Raw genomic sequence first — 26,110 nt, forward strand, 5'->3', positions numbered from 1 at the left:
CTAGAGAAGTGCTGCTTTTACCGGTCAGGTACTCAGTGACCACCTTTGTACGAAACTCGAAAGTGAATTTAGACATAGTAAAACCCCCAAGGTTGAATTTGTTGTCCAACCTTGGGGGTTCACTTCAATAACACCTTCAGGGAAATCGATTTTTTTGTTAACCAGACTACCGTTGTGTAGCCAGCAATACGTCAAAACCACGTAACTGCCGAATCAGTTCAACATTTAACCGTTGAACGCTACTTGGTACGTCAAATGCGTGGGTCAACGCATAACGACTTAACAAGCCTTGCAAATGCCGTAATTCGGTGCCATAATCGCCAGAATTTAAGCGCCCTCGCTGCTGTTGCAATAAGTGCGTCAATTCAGGACGATCTGCCAAAGCCGGATCATCAAGCGCTGCTTGCATCTTAGCCAGAATAACCTGAATGGACTGAATACTTGTCGTCATGGTTTAAACCCCCTTCGTCACCGTGCTATCGAGCTTTTCCCTCAATAACAACCTCAATCACTCTTTTACCGAGGCTATTGTAACACCTTAACTGTAATTTGCATGGTCAAACGACTTACACAATGTAAGTTATTAATTGGCAGGGCCGTTTGAATCCGAATCAAAGAATTTACTCCTAAAAAGATCACTTTAGCCTTTAAACTAAAAAGATTTCATTCCCAACCAAAACAGGAATGAAATCTTTTTTATATCAGGAATCATTTTCAGAGATACCTTATCTGATTATCCAGTCCTAATCATACGAAGATCATTTACAAAAAGCCTACTTCTCTAATCCTTCAGTAACTGATTCAGGATATTCAGCACGAACAATCTTTGCACAACGGGCACATAAAGCTGGATAAGCATCGTCAGAACCAACGTCCTGCTTGATCATCCGGCATCGTTGACAAACATCACCGGTGGCATGGCTTACCACGACCGCAACGTCTTCATACTTGTCAGCCGTTTCCGGTGCTTCTGACAACGGGTGAACCTGAAGTTGAGACACAATGAGCAGCTGTGCCACGTTACTGTGTAAGTGTTCGAGCATCTCAGCGTTATGATCACTCACATACAAATCCAGCGCAGCTTCCATTGGACGGCCAATCAGCTTAGCGTCACGCGCTTCTTCAAGTGACTTCAGGACGTCGGAACGTAACGTCATAAAGTCTGCCCAGCGACCGATCAGAGCCTCATTTTGCCATTCAGGTTCTACGTTTGGCATTTCTGCTAATTGCGCAAATTCTGGTTTTTCATGCAAAAATGGCCAGATTTCTTCAGCCGTGTGTGGTAATAGTGGCGTCATCAAGGTCGTCATCCGAACCAACACTTGATAAAGCACTGTTTGCATACTCCGACGCGTCTTTGAGTCTGCTGCATCGATATACAAAATATCCTTGGCAAAATCAAGGTAGAAGGCCGACAAATCATTGGTTACAAATGATAAGAGCAGTTTGTATAAATCAATGAAGTCGTACTTCTCATAATCTGCGCGCACCTGTTCTACCAGGTCGTTCAACCGGCTGAGCAGGTAACGGTCCGCACCAGCCAAGTCAGCATATGGTACCGTGTTCTTGGCGGGATCAAAGTCAGTTACGTTCGACAACATGAACCGCATTGTGTTCCGTAACTTCCGGTAACTTTCGGAAATCTGCGTGAAGCTTTCCATCGAGACCCGCACGTCAGCAGATGAATCAACAGATGCGACCCACAAACGGAGAATTTCAGCACCCATCTTTTTGATGATTTCGTCAGGTGCAATCGTATTTCCGATTGACTTACTCATCTTCTTGCCGTTCTTGTCCAACGTAAACCCTTGGCTCATAACAGCCTTGTACGGTGCCTTACCAGAAACAGCAACAGACGTGATCAAACTAGAGTTGAACCAACCACGATACTGGTCCGATCCTTCAAGATACAGATCAGCCGGATACGTCAATTCAGGCCGTGCTGCCAACACAGCTTGGTGACTAGAACCAGAATCAAACCAAACATCCATGATGTCGGTTTCCTTTGTGAACTGACCGTTGGGTGAATGTTCAGAGGTAAAGCCATCAGGCAATAATTCTTTAGCATCATGTTCAAACCAGTAGTTGGAACCATGCTTGGCGAAAAGATCAGCAACATGGTCGATTGTTTCTGGTGTCATGATTGGTGTGCCATCTTCGGCGTAGAAAATTGGTAATGGAACACCCCAGGCCCGCTGACGTGAGATAACCCAGTCGCCACGATCTTTGATCATGTTATACAGACGACGTTTGCCCCAATCTGGGTAGAATTTCACATCATCTAAAGCATCCAAAATGTCTTGTCTGAAAGCAGAGACACTCGCAAACCACTGTGGCGTTGCCCGGAAAATGATCGGCTTCTTCGTCCGCCAGTCAAATGGGTAACTATGCGTATATGGCATGTACTTAAGTAACAGGTTCTTTTCCTTAAGTTTGTCCAAACTGATTTGATTAGCATCCTCGTAGAAGACACCTTCAAAACCAGGCGCATCAGCAGTCATCTTCCCTTGACCATCAACTGGTGAAAAGACAGGCAGACCGTACTTAGTTCCGACGTTGAAGTCATCTTCCCCAAAACCAGGTGCTGTGTGGACCAATCCAGTCCCAGCATCCAGTGTGACAAAGTTACCGTTCATGACCAGTAAATCACGATCATAATATGGGTGATGAGCAGTCATCTTCTCAAGTTGGGCACCCTTCAAGGTTTGCAACGTCTTAACGTCTTCCCAACCAAGCGTCTCAGAAACCGAACTGAGCAATTGTTCAGCAACGACAAACTTACGTGTTTCACCCTTTGGCTGTACAACAGCGTAATCAAACCCAGCATCAACCGTAATCCCCTCTGAAGCTGGAATTGTCCATGGCGTGGTTGTCCATACAACGAAGTAAGTGTTGTCATCTAATAAGCCGTGCCCATCCTTCACTTGTTCAGCAAAGAATGCCGATGGCGATTCAACGTCTTTATAATCAACTTCGGCCTCAGCTAAAGCAGATTCTGAGGACCATGACCAGTAAACTGGTTTTTGTCCACGGAAGATGTAGCCCTTCTTCACGAACTCAGCGAAGACACGGACTTGGGCAGCTTCATATTCAGGCTGTAAGGTAATGTATGGGTGATCCCAATCACCAGCCACACCTAAACGTTTGAAACCATTCCGTTGCTTGTCAATTTCTTTAAGTACAAATTTGCGACAAAGCTCACGAAATTCGGCGGTCGACATTGACTTCCGATCGACACCTTGGTTCGTCAGTGCCTGTTCCGTTGGCAAACCATGCGTATCCCAACCGGGAACGTAAGGTGCACGGTAACCACTCATCGATTTGTAGCGAACAATGAAGTCTTTGCTGATTTTATTCATCGCATGACCGATATGAATGTCACCATTGGCGTATGGCGGGCCATCGTGGAGTACAAACGTTGGTTTCCCTTCATTTAATTTTTGACGCTGTTCATACACTTTATTTTCAGCCCAAACGGCTTGACGTTGAGCTTCCGTAACGGGTAAATTGCCCCGCATCGGAAAACCTGTTTTATTCAGGTTCAAGGTCTCTTTAATGCGCATTTAATCGTCCTCCTTAGTTAATTTAAAATCATGGTTAACAACTGGCACCACCAAAAAGACATCAAATAAAAAAACTCGTCCTGTATCTAATCAGGACGAGTTTATCGTGGTACCACCTAAGTTTGAGTTTAGCTGTAGCCATTGAAAAGTCAATCATCAACAGAATGCGACGATGGCGTTAACAATTAGCCAAACTCCTTATTTCCGGATAGCGGACGGCGCCGGTTGCTCTTACTACCAATGACGGCGTTCAGAACAGCATTACCTAAAATGATAACTTAAACGACGGTGCCGGCTAAACTCTCACCATAATGTCAGCTCGCTGTTCGGACGCCGATTAAGCATTGTTTTTAGTGTTCAAATGAATAATTATTTAGTTGGGTCGTCTGATGCCGACGTAGATTCAGCATCGCGCGTTACTGATTGCGCTTCGCTTGCATTACTGCCATTGCCACTGTTTTCAGGGAAGATCACAACTGTTTGTGGTTGATCAGCAGTTACTGGTGAATTATCGCTGGTTGGTGCTGGTGATGTTTGACCAACAGTTGCAGGTGATGACGCCAAATGCGATGGCCGTGTCTTCGAAATTGCATCCTGTAATTCAGGATAACTTTCTAAACCAGTTGGCTGCAATAATTCATTCCAGTTGTCTGAATGAACAAGATCCAATTGTGACTGCAACATAGCGGCCAAACGTGACTGGAACGTCTTCGTTTCTTCACGTAAAGCATTGCTTTCGTTGTTTAAACGAGCGGCGTTGTTAGCTGCATCAGAAGTAATCTGACCAGCCTTAGCCTGAGCTTCAGCCACAACGGCCTGAGCCTGTTGTTGAGCCTCACGAGAAACACTGTTAGCTTGAGTATTAGCTTCTTGCTTAACTTTGTCAGCAGCCTCTTGTGCAACCAAAATCGATTGATTCAATGAGTTCTTCATTTCATCGTATTGACTCAAGTTATGGTTGGCTTTATCAAGTTGATCCTGCAAGTCTTTATTTTGGTTCAAAACTTGCTGATAACTGGCGATAACTTCATCTAAGAAATCATCGACTTCCTGAGCGGCGTAACCATTACGCCCCTTACGTGTAAACTCTTTATTGTGAATATCCATTGGACTTAATGCCATTGTGACTTCCTCCATCCGAAACGAAATCCGTAATTAACTTACGTTTTCATACACTCCTAAGCATAAATTAACTGCGCACGACTGACAAGTCGATTTTTATTTTATCTTTACGAGTTTTACCATTTACGGCATCTAACCGTACCCGACCGAAGTGACGCACTGAAATCATGTCGCCAGCCCCAAGCACTGCATCGGGATGTTGATTTGTCATCCAATTTAGCCGCACGTCACCACTTTCGATGATGCTTTTAACACGGTTGCGTGACAAATTGAAGCCCTCAGCAACGACCGCATCGAGTCGCAGTGAAGCAACCAGACCAGACGCCTGCTCCCAATCAATCTTGGGTAATACCACATCGGTCAACGCCCGTTCGCTGAGGTGAACCTTAATCTTGCCGATATGATCAACTTGAAGCTTAAAAAAAGAAGCCATATTTTCAGCAACAAACACCTGCCAGATACCGCTATCCGACACAATATCGCCAAAAATTGTTGAATCAATCCCCAAATTGGCAAGTGTGCCTAAAATTTGTGAATGATGTAACTCCGCGAACTTGGTTGGATAAACGATTTCAAATAATTGTAACTCAAAATCGGTCGTCTGTGGCACATAATAATCAGGATAGACAAGCGCGCGCTGTTGCTCTGCCGATGAGTAACCACCATTAAAGTGAACCCGAACGCCATCCTGACCATTAACCAACGTCTGCAAAATATAAATTTGGCGTGGATTGAGAAAACCGGTTAAATACGGTCGATACTGACTAACCGCAGTCGCAATCCATGTTTCTGCCTCTGTAATGAACGGGGCTTCTTCAGGTCGGAAATGTTGATTAATATTCTCCTGAACATCCATAGTTTACTCCTAAAAACTCGTAACCGTCGACAATACGCCAAACAATCCGTATTGTACTAAACTCAGCACGATAATTGCGACGACCGGTGCAAAACTTAAACCAAAGATTGGGGGAATGAAATCAAAAAGTCGCAGATAAGGTTCACAGATTCTTGCTAAAAACTGCCCAAATGATGTCGCATATGCACCAGGAAACCACGATAACAACACGTAAACAATGATTGCAAACGTGTATAACTCAAAACCCCAGTTAAGGATGGTAAATAAAAAACTAATCACTTACGTTTCTCCATTCGCGGCGGTTCCACTGTAGCTTACTTAAAAGCCGAAGAATCCTGATCAAATCGAGAACTCAGATCACCAGAAACTTCGAAATTATTGGGCGTGCAAAGAAAAATAGTATCGCCAACCCGTTTTATTTCTCCACTAATGGCAAACACCGTTCCCGTCAAAAAATCAACGATTCGCTTGCTGGACTGATCATCTAACTTATCAAAGTTAATGATTACCGCCTGATTTTCTAATAATTGTTGCGCAATTCCCTTCACGTCAGAATAAATCCGGGGTTCAAACAACGCAATATGATTGGTTGACGCACTTCGACCACTCATATCCACAACCTTAGCTGGTCGGCGACCGTTGACAGAAGACGGTGAACTCACCGTCTTATCGGCCGTTTGCTGTTGTGTCGGTTGATTATCAAGTTCATCAGTCCCAAAGAAATTACTAAAGCTAAATGCCATGTTCATCCCCTCTAACAATAAAGTCACTCAATGCATGAGTGACCTGAAGTTACCATTAAATTAACGATTTTTACAGCAGACCGCAAGTGTTTTGACTTGAACTTTACCTAAATAGCAAGGTTTAGTCTTTATTACGATTCCGACGACGGCGTAAGAATGGTGGTAAATCTAACCCATCATCTTCGCTTTGGTCATCGCTACTGCTACTTTCTGAGCTTGCAGCAGAAGCGTTGAAGACGTCAAAATCTGGTTTTTCAACACCGGCAAACTCACTACTGTCAGCCTGTTGACTAACTGGACGGTTGTTTGTCGTTGGTTGCTGACGGATGTCCCAGTTACCAAACGGATCGTTGTTAACGGGTGCCGCTTCGCTTGGCGCTGCTGAACCAACAGAACCAGCCGGCGTACTGTCAAACGGCGTACGACCACCCTTGTTTTCCTGGCGTGTACCGGCTTTTTTGTGATCAATACCAGTGGCAATAACAGTGACCCGCACTTCATCGCCCAAGTTTTCATCAATTGACGTCCCAAAAATAATGTTAACGTCAGTAGTTGCAGCCTGTGCCACGATGTCTGAAGCTGTTTGCGCCTCAAACAAGGATAAGTCTGGACCACCAGTGATGTTAAGCAAGACTTGTTGAGCACCATCAATAGCAACTTCCAGAAGTGGTGATGAAATCGCCGCTTTAGTAGCATCAGCAGTCCGGTTTTCGCCAGATGCCGATCCAATGCCCATCAGTGCTGTCCCTTGATCCTGCATCACTGTCTTAACATCGGCAAAGTCCAAGTTAACGTAACCAGGTGATGTGATTAGGTCTGAAATACCCTGAACACCTTGACGAAGCACGTTATCAGCTTCTTTAAAGGCATCCATCATTGGTGTCTTCTTATCAACCATTTCCAACAATCTGTTGTTGGCGATGATGATAAGTGTATCAACGTTTTCCTTTAAATTGGCAATCCCTTCAGCAGCAAAACGGCCACGACGAGGTCCTTCAAAGGTAAATGGCCGGGTTACAACACCAACTGTTAAAGCACCCTGTTCCTTAGCAATCCGAGCAACGACAGGTGCGGCACCATTCCCAGTACCACCACCCATACCAGCAGTGACAAAAATCATGTCAGCGCCAGCGAGTGCTTCTGCTAAGGCATCTTCACTTTCTTCGGCAGCCTTTTGACCAACCTCTGGATTAGAACCGGCACCCAATCCACGAGTGAGTTTTGGTCCTAATTGAATTTTCGTTGCGGCATTACTTGCATTCAATGCCTGTAGGTCAGTGTTAGCCACGATAAAGTCAACACCGGCCACTTCTTCATCGATCATTCGATTGACGGCGTTACTACCCCCGCCACCAACACCGATGACCTTAATTTTTGCGCCAATTGGTTGGCTCTGGTCCACTGCGTTTTCCATTTATGGTTCCTCCAAATACTTAATCAAAGAAGTTGCGGATAAAATCACCAACACGATTCGTGCGGGATTTCTTTTCTTTTGGCGCCTTAGGTTTTGCTGACGGTTGTTGACTCGCTTCATTAGCAACCTGCTGACGTTGTGTGCGTCCATCGGCCACTGGTGCCTGACTTGTCTGGGCCACAAATTCGCCCATCAATGCATCCTTCACTAAGCGGCGCGTTTCTGACTGACGACCACTATACGTAATCAAGGATAAAGCCGTCGCATTTTGCGGATGCCGTAACCCCATTTGTTCAGGAACGTAAATCCGCACGTTAACGCCCAAAATATCCTCAGCCAGTTCAACGATCCCAGGCAAGGCAGCAACGCCGCCCGTCAAGACCACGCCACCTGGTAATTCTAACGCGGAAACCTCATCTAATGAAGCCCGAATCGTTTCGAATATTTGTTGTAATCGAGCTTCAATAATTTCTGCCAAATACTCTTCGCTAACTTGAACAGGTTTATTTTGACCAACGACAGTCACTGGAAATTGATTTTTTTCACTAGCATCCTCGGTGTTAGCAAAACCATAATCCCGCTTAATCTTTTCAGCATCTGCCAGTGATGTGTTTAACACGACTGAAATATCTTTGGTGATGTAGTTACCACCTTCTTGATCAACGGTCGTGTATTTTAACTTGTGATCATGAATAACTGCAGCAGTAGTTTGTCCACCACCGAGATCAATGATCACTGTACCAAAGTCTTGTTCACCGTCGTTCAACACGGTTTGGCCCAAAGCAACGGGTGTAACCGTAACATCTGCAACATGTAAACCAGCCTGCTCAACAGCCTTTTTGGCATTGTGCACGATAGTCTTAGGACCAGTATACATAGTGCCATGCATTTCCAGACGAACACCCATCATGCCACGGGGATCCTGAATGTCGTCGAATCCATCAACCACAAACTCATCTGCCGTAATTGAAATTATCTCACGTTCAGGTGGTAAGCTTTGTAAAAGCGCCGCATTCGTCACGTTCTGAACATCGCGATCTGTAATTTCACGAGTCTGGTTGCCTTCTGAAACGGCTACCATGCCACTTGCCGGTTCGATTTTAAGTTGATTAGCCGGAATGCCTAAAATCACAGAGTCAATGTGAACGTTAGCCTTTTGTTCAGCTTGTTCAATCGCTGCGTGAATCGCACCTGCAGCCTGGTCAATATCAACAATCACGCCACGGCTAAGACCACGTGACGGTTGCGTGCCAGCGCCAATTACATTCATTTCACCATTATTGCTTTCTGCAACAATGACCTTAATCGCGGTGGTTCCAATGTCTAGCCCAACGAAAATTTCCGCATTATCCATCCTACCGGAACCTCCCATTTACTTTTTTTGTTTCATGAAATTTAGTCCATTTTAAGTTTCATATTTTTGCAGTTACATGGCGAATCACAGCGTTTTCGCTCCGACACCAATTAATTAAAAGTTTACCATACTTAGACGCTCTTTCGCACCCGGATTTAAAAAAACGCCGCATAAGAACGGCGTTTTAAACATTTTTTTCTATTCTGGCAAAATCATGACTAAATTGTCATCAATTTAGTGCGAACTTTGTTGATTGACGGCACTGCTAGCCGCATTTCCGGTCGTTGTGGTCACACTACCTGTAGTGGTACTTTGGGAGCTCGAGTTGCCGCTGTCACTGCTTGAAACAGCATTGTCATCGAATCCAAATGGATAAGAGTAGGCACCAACCTCGAGATTAATGATTCCCTTACCGTTCATCTGGGCAACAATCTCCGGATAGTATTTCATTTTTGAACCAAATGTAGCAGCCGTTGCATAAACCTCATTGCCATCATTCATGAACATATGAAGGCGTTCGGGATTACTCTTCGTCGGTGACAAATCGATCTGTGAAATGCCCCGTTTGATATCACTACTTAATCCAGCATACTGTTTGATCACGGTTGCAAACGTATCGTCGTGACTAAAGCCACTGTACACAGGGTAACCCGCTACTGGCCGGGATAAGGCAGTTGATAAGATCCGCCCATTTTCAATGACAACGTAATACTTGCTTTTGCGTAACAAATAGCCTGCTTGGCGATATTCTTCGGCGTTCAGCTTAACGCCGCGGAAACCATCACGTGAGATCGTCAAATGATGAATCATATCGTTATTCGCCTTAGCCGTGTTAAAAATTTTCTGTTGATGTCCCCAAACAGTCCACAGTGGCTGACCCACCTGTAACCCGCTTGCCCGAACAATTTGTGTGCCAGTCAAATTGCGGGTTGCAGGCGCACTGATTTTGCTAAGTGAAAACAACGGCGAACCAATAATCGCAAGGATCACAATCACGGTCATAAACCCGCCGGTCATCACATTGCGTCGATGACGATTCTGCGCATCCGGACGTGGCGGTTTAGGTAATGACTTTTTAATCGGTTTCAGTACTTTTTTAGCGCCTGTATCACCTTTTTGATGGTCACCCTTCACGACACTGATTGTTCGTTTTTTCTTACGCCAGGGAAACCACCGGTGGCGGGGCGGTCGTTTATTTAATTCAACACGGTTAGCGATGGCCGCCACCTCCTCTATTGTTCAATCCGTAAACGTTAAAATCGCCTAATTAAATGACTTACTTTTGGCGTGTCAGTTTAATGACTGCCGCCAATAATTGATCAGCCGCATCTGGCACACCCATCTTTTTAGCGGCAACCGCCATCTGCTGACGCTTGTCATCATCCTTCATCAACTGATCTACGACACTCATTAAGTGGTCGACCGTCAAACTATCCTCGGTAATCATTTCCGCAGCACCAACATTGACCAAGCTACGGGCGTTCTTGGTTTGATGATCATTAGTAACGTAAGGACTCGGAATTAAAATTGAGGGAATCCCTAACGCCGTGATTTCAGCCAGACTGGTGGCTCCAGCCCGGCCAACGATGGCGGCTACGCGTGGCAACACTTCCGGCATATTGCTGATGTAAGGCTTCACAACAACATTGGCTGCTGGTGTGATGTCATCTTTCTTCATTTGGGCCATAACGTCGTCATAACGCTTTTGACCCGTCACGAACACAACCTGATAGTGCCGATCATTAAACTTAGGAATTGCTTGTTCACTTACCGCATTGATTTTTAATGCTCCCTGACTGCCGCCGAAAATAAGCAATGTCGGCACATCATTCTGTAAGCCATAACTATCCCACTGAAAGTCACTATGCATTTGAGCCACTTGCTGTGCTCGCGGATTACCTGTAAAAATCACCTTTTTGCCAGGAAATTGACTTCGAGCATCTTCAAACGCAATGGCAATTTGATCAACGAAATGTGACAAGAACTTGTTTGTCACACCGACCACTGAATTTTGCTCATGAATTAACGTTGGAATATGCATACGACTAGCCGCATATAAAACCGCAGAACTCACGTAGCCGCCGGTGCCAACCACAACATCCGGCTGAAAATCCTTGATGATTTTACGTGCATCACGAACACCGCGTAAAAACAAATTTACTGTTTCAATGTTGGTCGTCAGTCCGTGCCAATTCAGTTTGCGAGAAAAGCCTTGTAGTTTGATTGTTTCAAACGGAATCCCGCGGGCAGGCACAATTTTGCTTTCCAATCCACGGTGTGTGCCGACGTAACAAACCTTCGCCGTTGGATCCTTGGCGACTAAGTCATCAATAAGCGCTAATGCCGGATAAATGTGACCTCCGGTACCACCGCCAGATACCATTAATCTCATGCCTGTTGCTCCTTTTCTCCACTAAGTTGTTCGACTGCTTTAATGAATTTATCGCCCCGTACTTCAAAACTAGGGAATTGATCCCAAGAAGCATTTGCTGGTGACAGTAACACAACATCCCCTGGTTGACTCAACTTGTACGCTTCAGGAACTGCTGCAACCGCATCATCGGCAAAGTGAATTTCCGTAATACCAGCCTTTTTAGCTGCGTCAGCTAGCAGGTCCTTTGTTTGACCAAACAACACAACAGCCTTAACGTGCGCCTTCAAATCGTCGACCAACCGATCAAATGTAAAGCCACGGTCCAAACCACCAGCCATCAAGACAACGGGCTGTTTAAAACCACGTAAGGCCATTTGCGTAGCTTCAATGTCAGTTGCTTTTGAATCGTTATAGAATTTGCGATCCTTGTACGTTAATACATATTGCAAACGGTGCCGCACGCCATTGAAATGACTTAGGGTGGTGGCAATCGCTGCGTTGCTTTGACCAGCCACTTTAGCAGCAGCTAAGGCAGCTAAAGCATTTTCAACATTTTGAATCCCGGGTACGTTAATTTGGTCAACCGGTAAGATAGCTTCATCCCGCCACATTAACTGACCATCTGCAACGTAAGCATCCGCACCAGTTGCGCCCTTTCGGGAAACCTTAATGATCTGCGCCTTGGATTGCTTTGCTAGTTCATGTTGTTCAGGCAGATCCCAATTCATCACCAAAAAGTCATCGGCCGTTTGGTTCATCGTGATCCGCATTTTTGCAGCTACGTAGGCTTCACGACTGCCATGCCAGTCAATATGAGCCGTGTACATGTTTGTGATCACAGCAATGTGTGGGTGCAACGTTTTAATGCCTGTTAACATGAAACTGGACAGTTCCGTCACCATCACATCGTCCTTGGTCAAGGTCTGGACAACCTGGCTGGCTGGCACACCAATATTACCGGCAAATTTGGCCTTTCCCACTGGACGATCTTGATTCAACATTTCGGTAATCATCGTGGTAACGGTCGTTTTTCCGTTAGTCCCGGTCACGCCAATAAGCTCTGCGTCGTTAACTTGGGCAGCTAGCTCTACCTCTGTGATAATTGGAATATGACGCGATTGAGCAGCTTGAATCAGCGGATTTGAATATGGAATTCCTGGATTTTTAACGATCAGACTAAAGTCTTCGTCCAACAACGAAACCGGGTTGCTCCCCGTAACCACTTTGATACCATCACTAACCAGTTCCTTAGCATCCGGGTTTTCATCAAACGGTTTAGCATCATTAGCTGTGACAAACGCACCCAGTTTTTTAAGTAACCGAGCCGCATTCACCCCGCTCTTAGCTAATCCTAAAACCAATACCTTCTCATTCTCATACGTTGTTACTTGCTTCACACTGATCGCCCTTTTCTCTTCTATATTAGTTTAACCATACCACGATGCCGATCATGACGGGATACCCCTTAACATGATCGGCATAAAAACTTATATGTACTGCGGAGATTTCCGCATTTAAATAACAAAACGACGTTTACCACATTGCCCATACACCAGTTGCGGCAAGCACGGCACCGATTGCCCAAAAAGTAAGATCGATCCGCCATTCACCCCATCCGTCTAATTCAAACTGGTGATGAATCGGCGTCATCTTAAACAACCGTTTGCCATGCGTAATGTGAAAATAGCTCACCTGAATCATAACTGTTGCTGTTTCAATGACAAACACGCCACCGACCCATAACAAGGATAACTCGTGGTGAAGCAGCAATGACACAGCTGCCAACGCGCCACCAAGTGCCAACGACCCCATGTCACCCATGAAAATCTTGGCAGGCTTATGATTCCAAATCAAGAAGGCAGCCAGTGCACCAACCACCGTCAAACAGAAAACCATTACGCCATATTGCCGCTGATGTTGCGCGATAATGCCATAGGCCAGAAAAGCAATGATTGAAAGTCCTGTTGCCAAACCGTCCAAACCATCCGTTAAGTTAACAGCGTTTGAAAAGCCAATCAACCAAATAATGGCAAACAAGACATAGCCGACGCCTAATGGAACATCACCAATGAATGGGACACGAAGACTCATTGAAAAGCCTTCATAAGAGAACACAATGATGAAAACAATGGCCCCAACAATCTGACCGAGCATTTTTTGCCAGGCCTTTAACCCGTCGTTTTGACGGTTAAACACTTTAATAGAATCATCCCACATCCCTAGTAATCCGTAGAATACTAACGTAAATAGAAGAATTCCAGAACTACCATTCAACACATGTTGCCAAATACCAACAATTAACGTTGCCACAACACTGGCAGTAATGAACATCAGGCCACCCATTGTCGGCGTGCCGTTTTTCTTTTCATGCCAACTCAAGCCTTTTTCCCAAATCGTTTGGCCCTCGCCGTGTGCTCTGAAATAACGAATCAAAAACGGTAGAAAAATTGCGGTCACTGCAAACGCAATGATTAACGACCAAAGCCAAATACGAACTTGCATAACTCTACTTACCCCTTTAATTGTGCGGTTATTAGAACAATCCGCTTTTAAATACCCTGCCGAAGTTAAGACCTTTTCACGTTGTTGCTCGGACCTTACCGAGCTTCGGCACCACTCTTTTTAAACGTGCACCTGTCGCCCAGAAGCCTGCGCATAACCCGAAAGCCGCCTCATTCGGAAATCCACCGAACGCTTCGTCTTCCACGTTATTGCTCAGTTTCTCCCAGGGCTTCGGCATCACTCTTTTAAACGTGCACCTGACTTCTGAATCCTGTGCATAAGCCACAAGTCAAAGCATTCGGAAAACCACCGAATCATTCGCCTTGTATCTTATTGCTCGGATTCACCCGAAGTAAGGCATCACTCTTTCATTTTACACGAAAACAATTGCGGTGTTACTTAAATTTCACAGTCACACCGGTTCCTTCCTGGATGGTGCGGCCAGCCGGCAAACTTTGACTTGTCACATACCCACTACCAGAAGTTTGCACAGACAATCCCGTTAGCTTGGCAAACTCAAGGACATCGCCCATTGACCAGCCTTTCATATCCGCCATCGTCAAATTGTCACCAGCACGGAGGAAAATCCGCTGATTGGTCAGCGTCTTTTTACCCTCAGAAGGAGACTGCGCTGTGACCTTGCTACCATCACCAATCACTACCGGTGTCAGTGAAAGGTCACTAACTTGCTGCTTAGCGTCATCAACGTTTGTGCCCACTAACTTTGGCACCTTTGTGCTAGTTGCTTTTCCTGGTAATGCCGTATCCTTGTCCATCGCTAACGCTTCTGTCATGACGGGACTAAAGACATCGTTTTCCCACTGTGTAATCAGCTTGTCTGGCACCTTCTTAGGCTGATTAACGGTCACGTACATCAAGTAACGTGGATTCTTCGCGGGAACCATCCCCATTACAGAGTTCAAAGTTGAATCCATTCCGTCCATGTATTGACCATTGTCACCAACCACTTGAGCCGTCCCAGTCTTGGCTGCCACTTTGTAGCCAGCAATCTTGAAGTCTTTCCCCATCCCGTAGGACTTGTAAACGTAGTCTGTCATGTGTTGACGCACCTTTTTGGCCGTCTCAGCACTAATTGGATTGCCAACAACCTGCCGTTTACCGCGATAAACAACCTTGCCGGTATTGGGATCAACAATCTTGTTGATATAGTATGGCTTCAACATCTTCCCGTTGTTGGCAACAGCTGTGTACGCCTGCATGAGTTGCATTGGTGTCACGGTAATCCCTTGTCCAAACGCTGTGTTTGCCTGCTCGATTGGTTGCGTGAATTGCATGGCACCATGCGCTTCGTTTGGCAAACCGCTGTTCGTTGATTTTAAGAAACCAAAATTCTGAATGTACTTTTTCCAAGTGTTGGCCCCCATTTGTTGTTCCAAATGAGCCATCGCCACGTTACTAGAAAGATCGAATCCCTTGGAATAAGTGATTGTGCCCCAACCTGCTGGATTCCAGTCAGGAACCACGGCGTTACCAATCTTATATCGGCCAGATTGGTAGGTGTCACTGCCCTTAAAGTTGCCAGAGTCAATTGACGCCGCTAAGGACATACTCTTCATGGTCGAACCGGGTTCATAAGGATCTGAAACCAGCAAATCATTCCACTGGTCGCCCAGGCCCTGCATCGTCGACGCGTTAAACGTTGGCCGTTGGGTAGCCGCCAAAATTTTTCCAGTCTTGGTATCAACCATCATGGCCACCATGTTTTTAGGCTGCAACTTGCTGTACAAAATCTGCATTTGATTTTCTAACAGATTCTGCAAATCAGGATTCAGTGTCGTATACACATTGTCGCCGTTCTTCACACTGCGTTTATTCCGCTGTGAATTGGGCAATGTATAGCCTAATGAATCATGTTTAATCTGCTTAACACCATTTTCACCAGATAATTGCCGATTCAACTGCTGTTCAATCCCCATTTTACCAATCAGTGAACTGGCCCCGTTGGCCAAGGTGGTCGGCTGTGCGTAACCAATCATATGACTAGCAAAAATCCCGTTCGGATATAATCGTGCACTTTGTGTTGTGAACGCGATCCCATTTAGATTAGCTTTCTGAATCGCCTGTTTAGTTGCCACAGACAAATCCTTACCGGCCGATCCAAACTCTACCTGGAAGGTGTTTTTATTGCTGGGGTTCAGGATCTTCAAAATCTCGCTCGAGCTCATGTTGAGCGTTTTGCTAAGTACCTTAGCCACTTTATCTTTGTCTGTTACATAAAGCGGTTTGCCCGTGGTTGAGACCTGATGTTTGTTTAGCACGGCATACACCGTGTACGTATTGGTGTCCATTGCAATTGGATTGCCGTCAGCATCATAAATGGTCCCCCGCTTAGCGTGAATCGTTTGCTGTTCGGTATAGAGCGCCTGCGCTTGTTTGGACAAACTCACATGCTGCACATGTTTGCCAACTGCAATATAAACAAAACGAACGCCCAGCAAGATAAACACCGCAAGAATTGCAACAAGCAATACGTTACCGAAGTGACGTCTGTTTGAACGGGTGTTATCTGGACTGGACATTCGTTTGGAATCTTTATTCATTATTTACTGACATTCCTTATGTTTTGGCTGGTTAAGGTCAACCCATTTTTCTGTGCCACTGCGTCCAATCGAGAACGGCTGGACAACTCACTAATTTCCTGAGTTGCGGAAGCATTGGCATTATTGACCTTTGTCAACTGTGTTTGTGTCGTTTGTAAATTACGCTGTGCATTCGTAATCTCGATTTGAGAATGAATGATGTTCACGGCGAAACATACAACAACAATACCACAAATTATGCTCAATAGAATCTCGAATCCTGAAATCGGGAGCCGTTTCTGATGAACGGCTGGCTGTTCAACCGATTGGGGCTGACGGAGCGGTTTGGCAACACTAGGCTGCTCATATGGTTGTGACTGTGCTAAATTCTGTGCCATGTTAATCAACTTCCTTAACTATGTAAGTCTGGACGACAGACGATTTTTTAATGTAATGACAAACGACTAATTTACCTACCGACTACCTCAACAGTTGATGTTTTGAATCGGTATTTGTTTCATTACGCTCGATCACACGCAGCTTAGCGCTGTGTGCCCGACGGTTAGCGGCTAACTCAGCCTCGCTGGCCTCAATCGGTTTACGTGTAATCAGGTGATAATCCGGTTGCATGTCTGCTGGAATCACTGGCAATCCTGCTGGTAATTCTGGCACCGTTGTTTGCTCCTTAAACATCGTTTTAACTAACCGATCTTCTAAGGACTGGAACGTAATGCAACTAATGCGGCCACCGGGATTCAAGAGTGCTAAGGCTTGCTCTAACGATGTTTCCAACGCACCCAATTCATCATTAACCGCAATCCGAATGGCCTGAAATGTCTTCTTTGCTGGATGACCACCATGGCGGCGAGCCGCGGCTGGAATAGCGGATTTGACCAGGTCAGCTAGCTGAAGGGTTGTTTCAATCGGTGCCACCGCACGTTGTTGCTCAATTTTTCGGGCAATTTGTTTGGCAAACTTCTCTTCACCATAGCGATACAAAATCCGAACCAACCGCGCGTAATCCCATTCGTTAACGACTTGCATGGCGGACAAATCCTGTTCCTGATTCATTCGCATATCCAGAGGTGCGTCCAACCTGTAACTAAAGCCACGCTGCGCATCATCGAACTGTGGCGAACTCACACCGAGATCATATAACACGCCATCTACATGTTGAACGCCACGCTCAGCAAGTTCCTGAGTAATATTTCGAAAGTTAGCTTGAATCAAGGTTACCTGGTTGTTAGCAATTGCAGTTGCCAAATGTTGGCGATTGTATGCTAAGGCCGTTTCATCTTGATCAAAAGCATATAAATGACCTGTCGTTAGTTGTGAAAGAATCTTTGCAGAATGACCACCGCCACCCAATGTGCAATCCACATAAATACCGTCGGGTTTCACGGCCAAGCCTGCAACTGCTTCATTCAACAAAACAGTTACGTGATTAAATTCTGCCATGTCACCCCTCCTTTGCGCATTCTGTGTTAAAGCCATCGTGTTAAGTGCTCAATTATTTAAAAACTAAAAGTCAAAGTCGCCCATTGATTCCGAAATGTCGTCGATGTTAGCTTCGGTGGACTCATTGTACTGTTGCCATGTGTCAGCGTCCCAAATTTCAAACCGGTCAGAAACCCCAACGATGACACAGGCTTTAGTCAGTTTTGCATGGTTCCGTAACGGTGTCGGAATATTGATGCGGCCCTGTTTATCGAATTCACATTCTGTCGCGCCAGAAAACAAGAAACGAGAGAATGCACGTGCGTCACGTTTAGTTAACGATAATGTCTGGGTCTTTTCGACCAATGCAGCCCATTCTGCTTCTGGATAGCCAAACAAACAGCCATCCATCCCACGAGTAACCATAAATTTTTCGCCGAGTTGATTACGAAACTTAGCCGGGATGATGAGACGACCTTTATCGTCAACATTGTGTTGAAATTCTCCGATAAACACGCTCGATCACCATCCCTTCCATTTTTAAGTCAACTGACGCTGTGAAAATCGAATGAAAACGGTTTAACAGCAGTTAAATCAATCATCCTTCTCGCTATAAAAAAGTCTACCACAATCCCCCACTATTCACCACGTACTTAGAAAAAATGTAGTAATTTTGTCACAGAACGTGGCTGCAAAAAAAACAAGCCGTGAAAGAATGCTATTTCAGCAGTCTTTCACGACCCTTTAAACTCACCTCTCCTAAAGTGGGGATTGGTGGGTAAAATATTCAAATACACGCTCTTTAGTGGTGAATAATGGCACTAATAATCGCTAAAATATAAATCACCAGCCATACTAAGTCACTCACACGCCAATAAATCAACAAAAACGTACGGTAGCGAACGAGTTGACGGCCACGAAAAGTTTGCCACACCACACCCACACCAATAATCAGCCACAGTGTCACGGCCCAAAGAAATAACGGCCGCACACTCACTGCAGATAACACGATGGCGCTCATTACAATTAACACTGGCAACAACACATCAAGTGGATGAATCCATGTCGGCCAATTATTTTTAGAAATCATTCGTAACACCGACAGAATGATGTACAGTAATATCAATGTTAGAATTTGAATTAATAGTTGATTTGTCCACCCCACTGCGGTCACCTCATTTCTTTTCAACAGTGTTAGTATACTGGTTTGAAATTTGACACGCAATTCGTGGATTCAGCGTGTGTCACTACCACTAACACGCTAACTTACCCCGGAGGCTCCTATGATTGAATACTACGCAAACAATAAAAACGGTAATTTAATTCCGGTCAACGCGCCTCAACAAGATTGCTGGATCAACGTTGAACGCCCGACTCATGACGAAATCAGCCAACTAGCTCACCGCTATAATTTTCCGGAAACCTATATTAGCGCTATTTTAGATGATCGGGAAAACTCTCGAGTCGACGGAATTGATCCGCAACGCCCCGAACGACCGCTGCATCTGTTACTTCAATTTCCGAAATATGAAGTGAGCCCGCTAGGCTACCTCAGCTTTACAACCTTTCCGTTTTCATTTATCCTCACTGACTCTGCCGTTATCACAGTATCTAAACAGCCAGCAACCTTCATTAACGACTTCATCATGAATCCAGATAACGCAACGATTCGGATCGCCGATCGACAAGATTTTATCCTCCGTTTCGGCTGGTACATCGCCCATTCGTTTGTTCACGCCCTGTCGCTCAGTGAACGGGAAACGACTAGTCTTGAACGTGAGCTGACCACGGCCACCCGTAATGAACAAATTTATAAAATTATGGGATTGCAAAAGTCGCTCGTTTTATTCGATAGTGCGTTAAAAGATAACCGACCAATTTTAGATCAGATCTCGTCTGCACAAGATTATTTTAATGGCCCTCATTTTCACGAATTGCTGGCGCAAATTATGATTGAAACTGATCAGGCCCAGTCGATGACCATTATTCAAAATAATATTCTGGAACAGTACAGCAACATGGTCTCCTCCGTTGTTTCAAATAACTTAAACGAAGTCATGAAACTATTGACCTCTGTTACGCTGATCATGACTATTCCAACCATTGTCGGTGGCATTTACGGAATGAACGTCGATCTTCCATTCGCCCACATCGCACATGCATTCTCACTGGTAATGGGCTTTACGATTATTGTCTGTGCGATTACTGCTTGGATTCTCAAACGTCACGACTGGTTTTAGCTTTTCACATCAACATTTTTGTTGCCCCTTGTGCTTTTGTACGGAACACGGTAACATTAAGGATAAATTTTTAAGACAGTACAAACAATTAAGGAGACAGGTAAAGTTATGCAAGGTAAAAAGAAACGCAGTGGCTTCGAAAAACTCACAATGGTCGTCGTTTGGGTCATGATCATCCTTACGCTTGGTGGGGTTGTATTGGCAGCCTTGCAGCCACTTAACTTGTTCTAAATAGGTTAACAACTTAAAACAGTCCGTTTGAAATGTACAATGTACATTTCAAACGGACTGTTTTGTTTTACCACTAAATCAATTAGTAATAATGTCGTTTTAGATTATCAATTATAAGAACTCAAAAGTTGGTTCTTAACAAGATTTAAATCCTAGCAAACATCACTACTACTCTTAAGCGTCATTTTTCGAGAAAACTTGACGTGGTCGTGAACCATCGGCTGGACCAACAATGCCGCGGGCCTCCATGTCATCAATCATTCGAGCAGCCCGGTTATAGCCAATTCGGAAGCGACGTTGTAACAACGAGGTGGATGCCTTTTGTTGATCTTGAACAAAAGCAACGGCATCGTTATAAAGTTCATCAACTTCGTCCGCCCGGTCCTCATCGCTGTCTTCCTTCAGTTCCTCGTCGCTAACTTCCATGCTACCGTCGTACTCAGCCGTCTGTTGTTGTTTGATAAAATCAACAACTGCCGCGACATCCTTGTCAGAGATAAATTCACCCTGTACACGCGTCGGTTTGTTTTGATCAATCGGTTCAAACAACATATCTCCACGACCAAGCAACTTTTCAGCACCGTTGGCGTCTAGAATCGTGCGTGAATCAATACCACTAGAAACCGCAAACGCAATTCGCGATGGCACATTCGCTTTAATCAATCCGGTAATGACGTCAACAGATGGCCGCTGCGTTGCCAGAATCATGTGAATGCCGGCTGCCCGGCCCATCTGGGCAATCCGAATAATGGCGTCTTCAACCTCAGATGAAACAGTCATCATTAAGTCAGCCAGTTCATCAACAATGGCGACCACATACGGCAAACGTGTCTGTGCCACATTATCCTCAGGGTTGGCATTGTTTTGCTCGACCAATTTGTTATAACCATCAATATTACGAACACCAAAGTTCGCAAACAGCTCATAACGACGCGTCATTTCATCAACCACTTTATGCAATGCCTTGGCCGCCCGCTTGGGTTCGGAAACAACCGGCGTCAATAAATGAGGAATATCATTATAAACAGATAGTTCAACTCGCTTTGGATCAATTAGCATAAACTTTACTTCATTTGGCTTTGCCTGCATGAGTAGACTGGTAATGATCCCGTTGATTGCCACTGACTTCCCTGAACCAGTGGATCCAGCAATCAACAAATGCGGCATTTTCGTCAAATCACACATCACGATATTACCCGTCACATCACGACCCAACGGCACGCTCAGCACCTTGCCAGGATGAGCCGGCTCATGCTCAGCAACATCACGAAATGAAACGGTCGAAATCTGTTTATTAGGAACCTCAATCCCAATCAACGATTTACCGGGAATGGGTGCTTCGATTCGGATATCCTTAGCCGCCAACGCTAACGCTAAGTCATCAGCCAAGTTAACGATTTTCGACACCTTGACCCCAATAGCCGGGTGCAATTCATACTTCGTCACTGACGGTCCTAAACTGACATTCTTAACTTCTGCATCAACGCCAAAACTGGCCAGTGTTTTTTGCAATGTTTGCGAATTTTTCTCAATCGCGTTGAGCTCATCCGTTTGATCAGTTTGTGGAATCTTGGTGAGCAGATCTGGTGTCGGTAATTTATAATCGCTCAAATCCTCACTCTGGTCGCCAAGATCCAGTTCCTCCTGTTTAGGAGCTGGTGCACTCTCTTCATTTTGATCAGCAGCAACGGTAATTACCGGCGCAACAGGCGTTTTCGGCGCCGAACTAGCGGATGCCGGCGCTTCTTCTGGTTGCTTGGCGGCACGGCGGGTTCGCTTAGGCGCCAACGAAGTAGCTTGGCTCTCGGGCTGCGATTGCTCCGGATCTGTCGACTGCGCATCAATTGGTTGATCCGGTGTCGCGTTCTTCTCAACCGCCGCATAAATAAAGTCGTGCAATCGTGAGCTACCCTGTTTTGCCCACAGTACGAGGTGTTGACAAGTGACCACGATACCATGACCAATCACGGCAAAGGGAATATTCAGTAGAAACATTGCGCCGACAAATAACAAAATCGTCGAAAAAATTGCCGTCCCCAGGTTAGCAACTAAATGTTCACTCGCAGCATAAACGTAGGCACCAATCATGCCGCCGCCGACTTTGCCATTTAATGTACCGCCCGCCAAATTATCGCCGAGCATCCCCCACGTCAATGAAACAAAATGAGCATGGTAATTTAGGCTAGTGAATAATCGCAAGTGGTCGTAAACAAGGACACCCAGATAAACAAGTGACCCACCAATGACCCGTTTGACAGGTAACTTAGGCCATTTGCCAGGAATGCCGACGATCAATCCAATTGCAATAAGGATGATTGCAAGTACCTGATTTGTGTTGCCGACAAAAATCGACAGAATGTTGGCTAGAAACACCCCCGCAACGCCTAACCTTAACAAGGCAAACAGCGCAAGCAACGCTACGGCAAAGCCAATAATATTCTTTGTATATTTAAAATCCTGTTTTTTCTTAGATGTTCGCGGCCGTTTGGTCGTTTTTCTGCGCGTCGTTTTCTTTGCTGGCACGCTGTCAGACTCCTTTCAACACGGTAACTGTGAGGGCTACTTGAGTTTGTCGTTTTTGTACCAGTGTGTTTGTTCCAACTGGTTGAAGCCTTGCTGACGAACGACTTCATAGATGACAATCGCAGCTGAATTAGATAAGTTCAACGCACGGATATGTGAGTCATCCTGAGGAATTCGAATCGCCTCATCAGGGTGTTGACGCATGAATGGCTCTGGCAATCCTGTCGTTTCCTTGCCAAACAGGAACCAATAATCATGGTCTGGCTTCGTATAGTCGGGATCAACATACGTTTGTTTGGCAAACTTCGAGACAAGAAACAGTTCGTCACCCTCTGGAATGGCAGCCATGAAAGCCTGCAAATTTTCATGGTACGTAATGTCGACTTTATCCCAATAATCCAATCCTGCCCGCTTTAAATGCGCATCATCGGTGGAAAAGCCCAATGGTTCAATTAAATGCAAAGCAGTATCCGTCCCAGCACAAGTGCGGGCAATATTACCTGTATTAGCAGGCATCAATGGCTCAAATAAAGCAATGTGATTCGTCATTATCTTTCTCCTTGTTAACCTTTATGACCTTTTTTGGCACATCCATATACATCATTGTAACTTACTTCTACTGCTCAACTTCGATAATTACGGCACTCTTAAAAAGTCTTCATCGGCTTGACTGTCGCTCTTCTCACATGACTACCATTACGATGAGATGAGCGAACGCATTTCCCAGAAAACTAAAATCAGCAGCACACCCAGCGCCAGCGTTTACCGTCATAACAACAATTCGCACTGACACTAAAGTGATTTTTTTAGAATCAGAGACTAAAAAAACGTAGTCATCTCGGTAATGGCATACGGCGAGACGCTACGTTAATGAAGTCCGAATCTGAAAGCCACTAACGAATCTGTTCGATATTGACCTCCAAATGATTCCATAAGCATATTAGCACTAGTTTGTTAACTTCGCAAGCGGTCTGGGACTGCATTCAACGCCCGTCTGACAGTCCTCAGCCGCCCTTATCCAAGCATCTACGGCATTTGAACAGTTAGCACACTAACGTCAACGGTCACGGTGTCCACTGGATTGGCCAACAATGCCGCACGATGAGCATCATCACTCCCCCAACTTAATGGCGTCATTGCCATCATATCGGCAATGCGGTTCTTGCCGATGGGAAAGTTATAGCTCACCGTCGTTTGTTGCATGGCCGGATAGTGATCGGCAAACAGCTCCACTACCCGATCATTCGTGTACTGATACTGCGGGGCCGATTCGTCATATAAAGCATGCCGCAACTCTACCAGGTAGTTCGCATTGGGCACCACTTTGATCAGGCTACCACCCGGTCGACAAACACGTTCAAATTCACGATAGGCCGATGGCGAAAAGAATTCCATCACCGCATCAAACGCATTATCTGTAAATGGCAGTTGTGCCAAGTCAGCAACACAAAAGAAGGCTTTAGAATCCAACTGTGTTGCGAGGTTTATTCCTGCCTTTGACAGGTCAAACCCAATGAGGACATCATCAGGATTGTTGCGTTCCTGATCCAACTGCACAAACGGTGTCCCTTCTCCGGTGCCAACATCAAGAATCCGTTGACCCTGTGATGGCAATTGTTGATTGACAGCTTTTACAATCGGCACAAACAGCCCAGCTGTCAGCATCCGCCGTCGGGCGGCCAACATCGGTTCATCGTATTCAGTCACCACATTATGTTTGAGAAATGTGGCACTGCCCTTTTTATTTAAATCTAATGTATGGCCATTCGGACAACTAAGTGTGTGACCACTGATTTTTTCATAAGGCGTCTCACAAACTGGGCAACGAAACATTGCCAAATGTTCTTGCAGATAAGCGGCACCACGATCAATTTTTTTCATGATGCCCATTATACCATGATGCCGCCTGGCTCACTAGTTGCAATGAGGTGCGCTATCAGCTACAAGCTCCCACGATTCACAGTAACGACCTAGACAGTTTATTTATCGACATCCTTTTTGCGGTCTACCTTGTCGGAATTTTCATCGGCTAAAACATTGTGATGACGATCTGCCTCATCAAACCACTGTGCATTTTCTCGCCAATACTGATACAAGTGACTCACAATTACTTTTAATACGGCGTATCCGGGAACTCCAAAGATAACACCCATAACCCCGAAAATTTTCCCTGCTGCCAGCAATACGATAATGATCGTCACTGGATGAATTTTAAGTGACGAGCCTAACACCAACGGTGAAATCAGTCGCCCTTCGATTGTTTGTTCAACCGCAAACACAATAAGCACCTGAATTAGCATCCATGGTGACACAAACGCCCCGACGACCACTGCGGGAACCATCGCTAAAAATGAGCCCAGATAAGGAATCAAGTTTAAAATTCCGGCAACGATTCCTAACGTTAATGCAAATTTCAAACCGATGAGTAAGTAACCTAGATAAAACATTAAGGCGACAAAGAAAGCAACGGTAAGCTGGCCACGAATGTAATTTGACACTTGATCATTAATTTCTTTTAGAACGGTCAAAAACGATTTCTGTAGCCGTTGTGGTAGTAAACGAGACACATATTCCGGAAATTGGTGGCCATCTCGCAACATGTACCACAATAAGAATGGAAATGTTACTAGGGCAACAATAACCGTCGTCACACTGCCAACAATACTGCCCAAGCCGCCAACAGTATTACTGGCGGTATTTTTCAAGAGCCCACTCAGTCCCTTTTGTAACTGAGTATCATACTGATTTAAAATATCGCGCAACCACTTCATATCTGAGTCCTGCCAAAATGCCGTTGTCGAATTAATGAGACTATCCCAATAATGCGGCCAGTCTTTGATTAACCCAGTAAGTTGATCCTGGATGAGTGGCACAACCAAGACAACACCCAGAACGACCAATGCCAAAATCACGGCAAACAGGCCAATAATTGTCCAAGTCCGGTGAATGTGGAACTTGCTCTTTTCCAAACGGTCCACTAGCGGATTCATCAGGTAGTAAAAGACCCCTGCCAGAACCACTGGACCCCCAATAATACTGAAAAATTGTTGCAGCGGTGAAAAGACCCAGTTTACCTTATTCAGTAGCCACAAAATCAACAATACCAGCACCACAATCACTAAACGCAATGCTAGTTGACGTAAGCGACTAACAGGTCGTTGTCGCCGAGTAACGGTTTGTTTTTGCATAGCGGCCTCCTTACGTTTTCGCC

Annotated in this window: 23 protein-coding genes; 2 read left to right on the plus strand and 21 right to left on the minus strand. The window is 45.2% G+C overall.

Annotation, left to right across the window (positions count from 1 at the left end; all coding sequences use genetic code 11):
- Positions 1-166 precede the first annotated feature (166 nt).
- The 17 genes from LDK34_RS11465 to LDK34_RS11545 all read right to left on the minus strand — a co-directional run bounded on the left by LDK34_RS11465 (position 167) and on the right by LDK34_RS11545 (position 19,070).
- A complete protein-coding gene (locus tag LDK34_RS11465; protein WP_178942290.1) occupies positions 167-451 on the minus strand; it encodes a bacteriocin immunity family protein in 285 nt (94 codons plus the stop codon).
- Positions 452-773: 322 nt separating this feature from the next.
- Positions 774-3,563: an isoleucine--tRNA ligase gene (ileS, locus tag LDK34_RS11470; RefSeq protein ID WP_178942289.1), complete on the minus strand. Its 2,790-nt coding sequence runs from the start codon at positions 3,561-3,563 to the stop codon at positions 774-776.
- 369 nt (positions 3,564-3,932) lie between these two features.
- Positions 3,933-4,685, minus strand: a complete 753-nt coding sequence (locus tag LDK34_RS11475) for a DivIVA domain-containing protein (RefSeq protein WP_178942288.1) — start codon at positions 4,683-4,685, stop codon at positions 3,933-3,935.
- 67 nt (positions 4,686-4,752) lie between these two features.
- Complete coding sequence (locus LDK34_RS11480; protein WP_236941856.1) at positions 4,753-5,541, minus strand: YlmH family RNA-binding protein; 789 nt, start codon at positions 5,539-5,541, stop codon at positions 4,753-4,755.
- A gap of 9 nt (positions 5,542-5,550) precedes the next feature.
- Positions 5,551-5,820 (minus strand): YggT family protein, encoded by a 270-nt coding sequence (locus LDK34_RS11485; RefSeq protein WP_178942286.1) that lies wholly within the window; start codon positions 5,818-5,820, stop codon positions 5,551-5,553.
- Between the two features lie 35 nt (positions 5,821-5,855).
- Entirely contained in the window at positions 5,856-6,284 is a 429-nt protein-coding gene (locus LDK34_RS11490; protein WP_161004386.1) for a cell division protein SepF, read from the minus strand.
- Positions 6,285-6,405: 121 nt separating this feature from the next.
- Positions 6,406-7,698 carry a cell division protein FtsZ gene (ftsZ, locus tag LDK34_RS11495; protein WP_178942285.1) on the minus strand — a complete coding sequence of 431 codons (1,293 nt, stop codon included), beginning with the start codon at positions 7,696-7,698 and terminating at the stop codon, positions 6,406-6,408.
- Positions 7,699-7,717: 19 nt separating this feature from the next.
- Positions 7,718-9,052 (minus strand): cell division protein FtsA, encoded by a 1,335-nt coding sequence (gene ftsA / locus LDK34_RS11500; protein ID WP_178942284.1) that lies wholly within the window; start codon positions 9,050-9,052, stop codon positions 7,718-7,720.
- A gap of 234 nt (positions 9,053-9,286) precedes the next feature.
- Positions 9,287-10,279 (minus strand): cell division protein FtsQ/DivIB, encoded by a 993-nt coding sequence (locus tag LDK34_RS12650; RefSeq protein ID WP_236941857.1) that lies wholly within the window; start codon positions 10,277-10,279, stop codon positions 9,287-9,289.
- Between the two features lie 49 nt (positions 10,280-10,328).
- Positions 10,329-11,444 (minus strand): undecaprenyldiphospho-muramoylpentapeptide beta-N-acetylglucosaminyltransferase, encoded by a 1,116-nt coding sequence (murG, locus tag LDK34_RS11510; protein ID WP_178942282.1) that lies wholly within the window; start codon positions 11,442-11,444, stop codon positions 10,329-10,331.
- Complete coding sequence (gene murD, locus LDK34_RS11515) at positions 11,441-12,823, minus strand: UDP-N-acetylmuramoyl-L-alanine--D-glutamate ligase (protein ID WP_178942281.1); 1,383 nt, start codon at positions 12,821-12,823, stop codon at positions 11,441-11,443. The genes murG and murD overlap by 4 nt, the downstream gene beginning before the upstream one ends.
- 136 nt (positions 12,824-12,959) lie before the next feature.
- Positions 12,960-13,928 carry a phospho-N-acetylmuramoyl-pentapeptide-transferase gene (gene mraY, locus LDK34_RS11520; protein ID WP_178942280.1) on the minus strand — a complete coding sequence of 323 codons (969 nt, stop codon included), beginning with the start codon at positions 13,926-13,928 and terminating at the stop codon, positions 12,960-12,962.
- Between the two features lie 395 nt (positions 13,929-14,323).
- Positions 14,324-16,489: a penicillin-binding transpeptidase domain-containing protein gene (locus LDK34_RS11525; RefSeq protein WP_178942279.1), complete on the minus strand. Its 2,166-nt coding sequence runs from the start codon at positions 16,487-16,489 to the stop codon at positions 14,324-14,326.
- Entirely contained in the window at positions 16,489-16,866 is a 378-nt protein-coding gene (gene ftsL / locus LDK34_RS11530) for a cell division protein FtsL (RefSeq protein ID WP_017262808.1), read from the minus strand. The genes LDK34_RS11525 and ftsL overlap by 1 nt, the downstream gene beginning before the upstream one ends.
- An 82-nt stretch (positions 16,867-16,948) precedes the next feature.
- Entirely contained in the window at positions 16,949-17,926 is a 978-nt protein-coding gene (gene rsmH / locus LDK34_RS11535) for a 16S rRNA (cytosine(1402)-N(4))-methyltransferase RsmH (RefSeq protein ID WP_178942278.1), read from the minus strand.
- Between the two features lie 63 nt (positions 17,927-17,989).
- Positions 17,990-18,421, minus strand: a complete 432-nt coding sequence (gene mraZ / locus LDK34_RS11540; protein ID WP_178942277.1) for a division/cell wall cluster transcriptional repressor MraZ — start codon at positions 18,419-18,421, stop codon at positions 17,990-17,992.
- 286 nt (positions 18,422-18,707) lie between these two features.
- A complete protein-coding gene (locus LDK34_RS11545; protein WP_178942276.1) occupies positions 18,708-19,070 on the minus strand; it encodes a DUF3397 family protein in 363 nt (120 codons plus the stop codon).
- Positions 19,071-19,188: 118 nt separating this feature from the next.
- On the opposite strand from LDK34_RS11545, the gene LDK34_RS11550 reads away from it, so the two are divergent.
- Positions 19,189-20,145: a magnesium transporter CorA family protein gene (locus LDK34_RS11550; protein WP_236941858.1), complete on the plus strand. Its 957-nt coding sequence runs from the start codon at positions 19,189-19,191 to the stop codon at positions 20,143-20,145.
- 108 nt (positions 20,146-20,253) lie between these two features.
- The gene (locus LDK34_RS11555) at positions 20,254-20,376 is read left to right on the plus strand and encodes a DUF4044 domain-containing protein (protein WP_017262803.1); all 123 of its coding nucleotides are present in this window, start codon (positions 20,254-20,256) and stop codon (positions 20,374-20,376) included.
- 174 nt (positions 20,377-20,550) lie between these two features.
- Here the strand turns inward: LDK34_RS11555 and LDK34_RS11560 are convergent, their stop codons facing one another.
- The 4 genes from LDK34_RS11560 to LDK34_RS11575 form a co-directional block, all read right to left on the minus strand.
- Entirely contained in the window at positions 20,551-22,899 is a 2,349-nt protein-coding gene (locus LDK34_RS11560) for a DNA translocase FtsK (RefSeq protein WP_236941859.1), read from the minus strand.
- A 36-nt stretch (positions 22,900-22,935) separates the two neighbouring features.
- Positions 22,936-23,448 carry a tRNA (cytidine(34)-2'-O)-methyltransferase gene (locus tag LDK34_RS11565; RefSeq protein WP_161004398.1) on the minus strand — a complete coding sequence of 171 codons (513 nt, stop codon included), beginning with the start codon at positions 23,446-23,448 and terminating at the stop codon, positions 22,936-22,938.
- Between the two features lie 477 nt (positions 23,449-23,925).
- Positions 23,926-24,780 (minus strand): methyltransferase domain-containing protein, encoded by an 855-nt coding sequence (locus LDK34_RS11570; RefSeq protein WP_178943450.1) that lies wholly within the window; start codon positions 24,778-24,780, stop codon positions 23,926-23,928.
- A gap of 98 nt (positions 24,781-24,878) precedes the next feature.
- The gene (locus LDK34_RS11575) at positions 24,879-26,087 is read right to left on the minus strand and encodes an AI-2E family transporter (RefSeq protein WP_178942273.1); all 1,209 of its coding nucleotides are present in this window, start codon (positions 26,085-26,087) and stop codon (positions 24,879-24,881) included.
- Positions 26,088-26,110 lie beyond the last annotated feature (23 nt).

The sequence above is a fragment of the Furfurilactobacillus milii genome (genome assembly GCF_021654115.1).
In the GTDB taxonomy this organism is placed as follows: domain Bacteria; phylum Bacillota; class Bacilli; order Lactobacillales; family Lactobacillaceae; genus Furfurilactobacillus; species Furfurilactobacillus milii.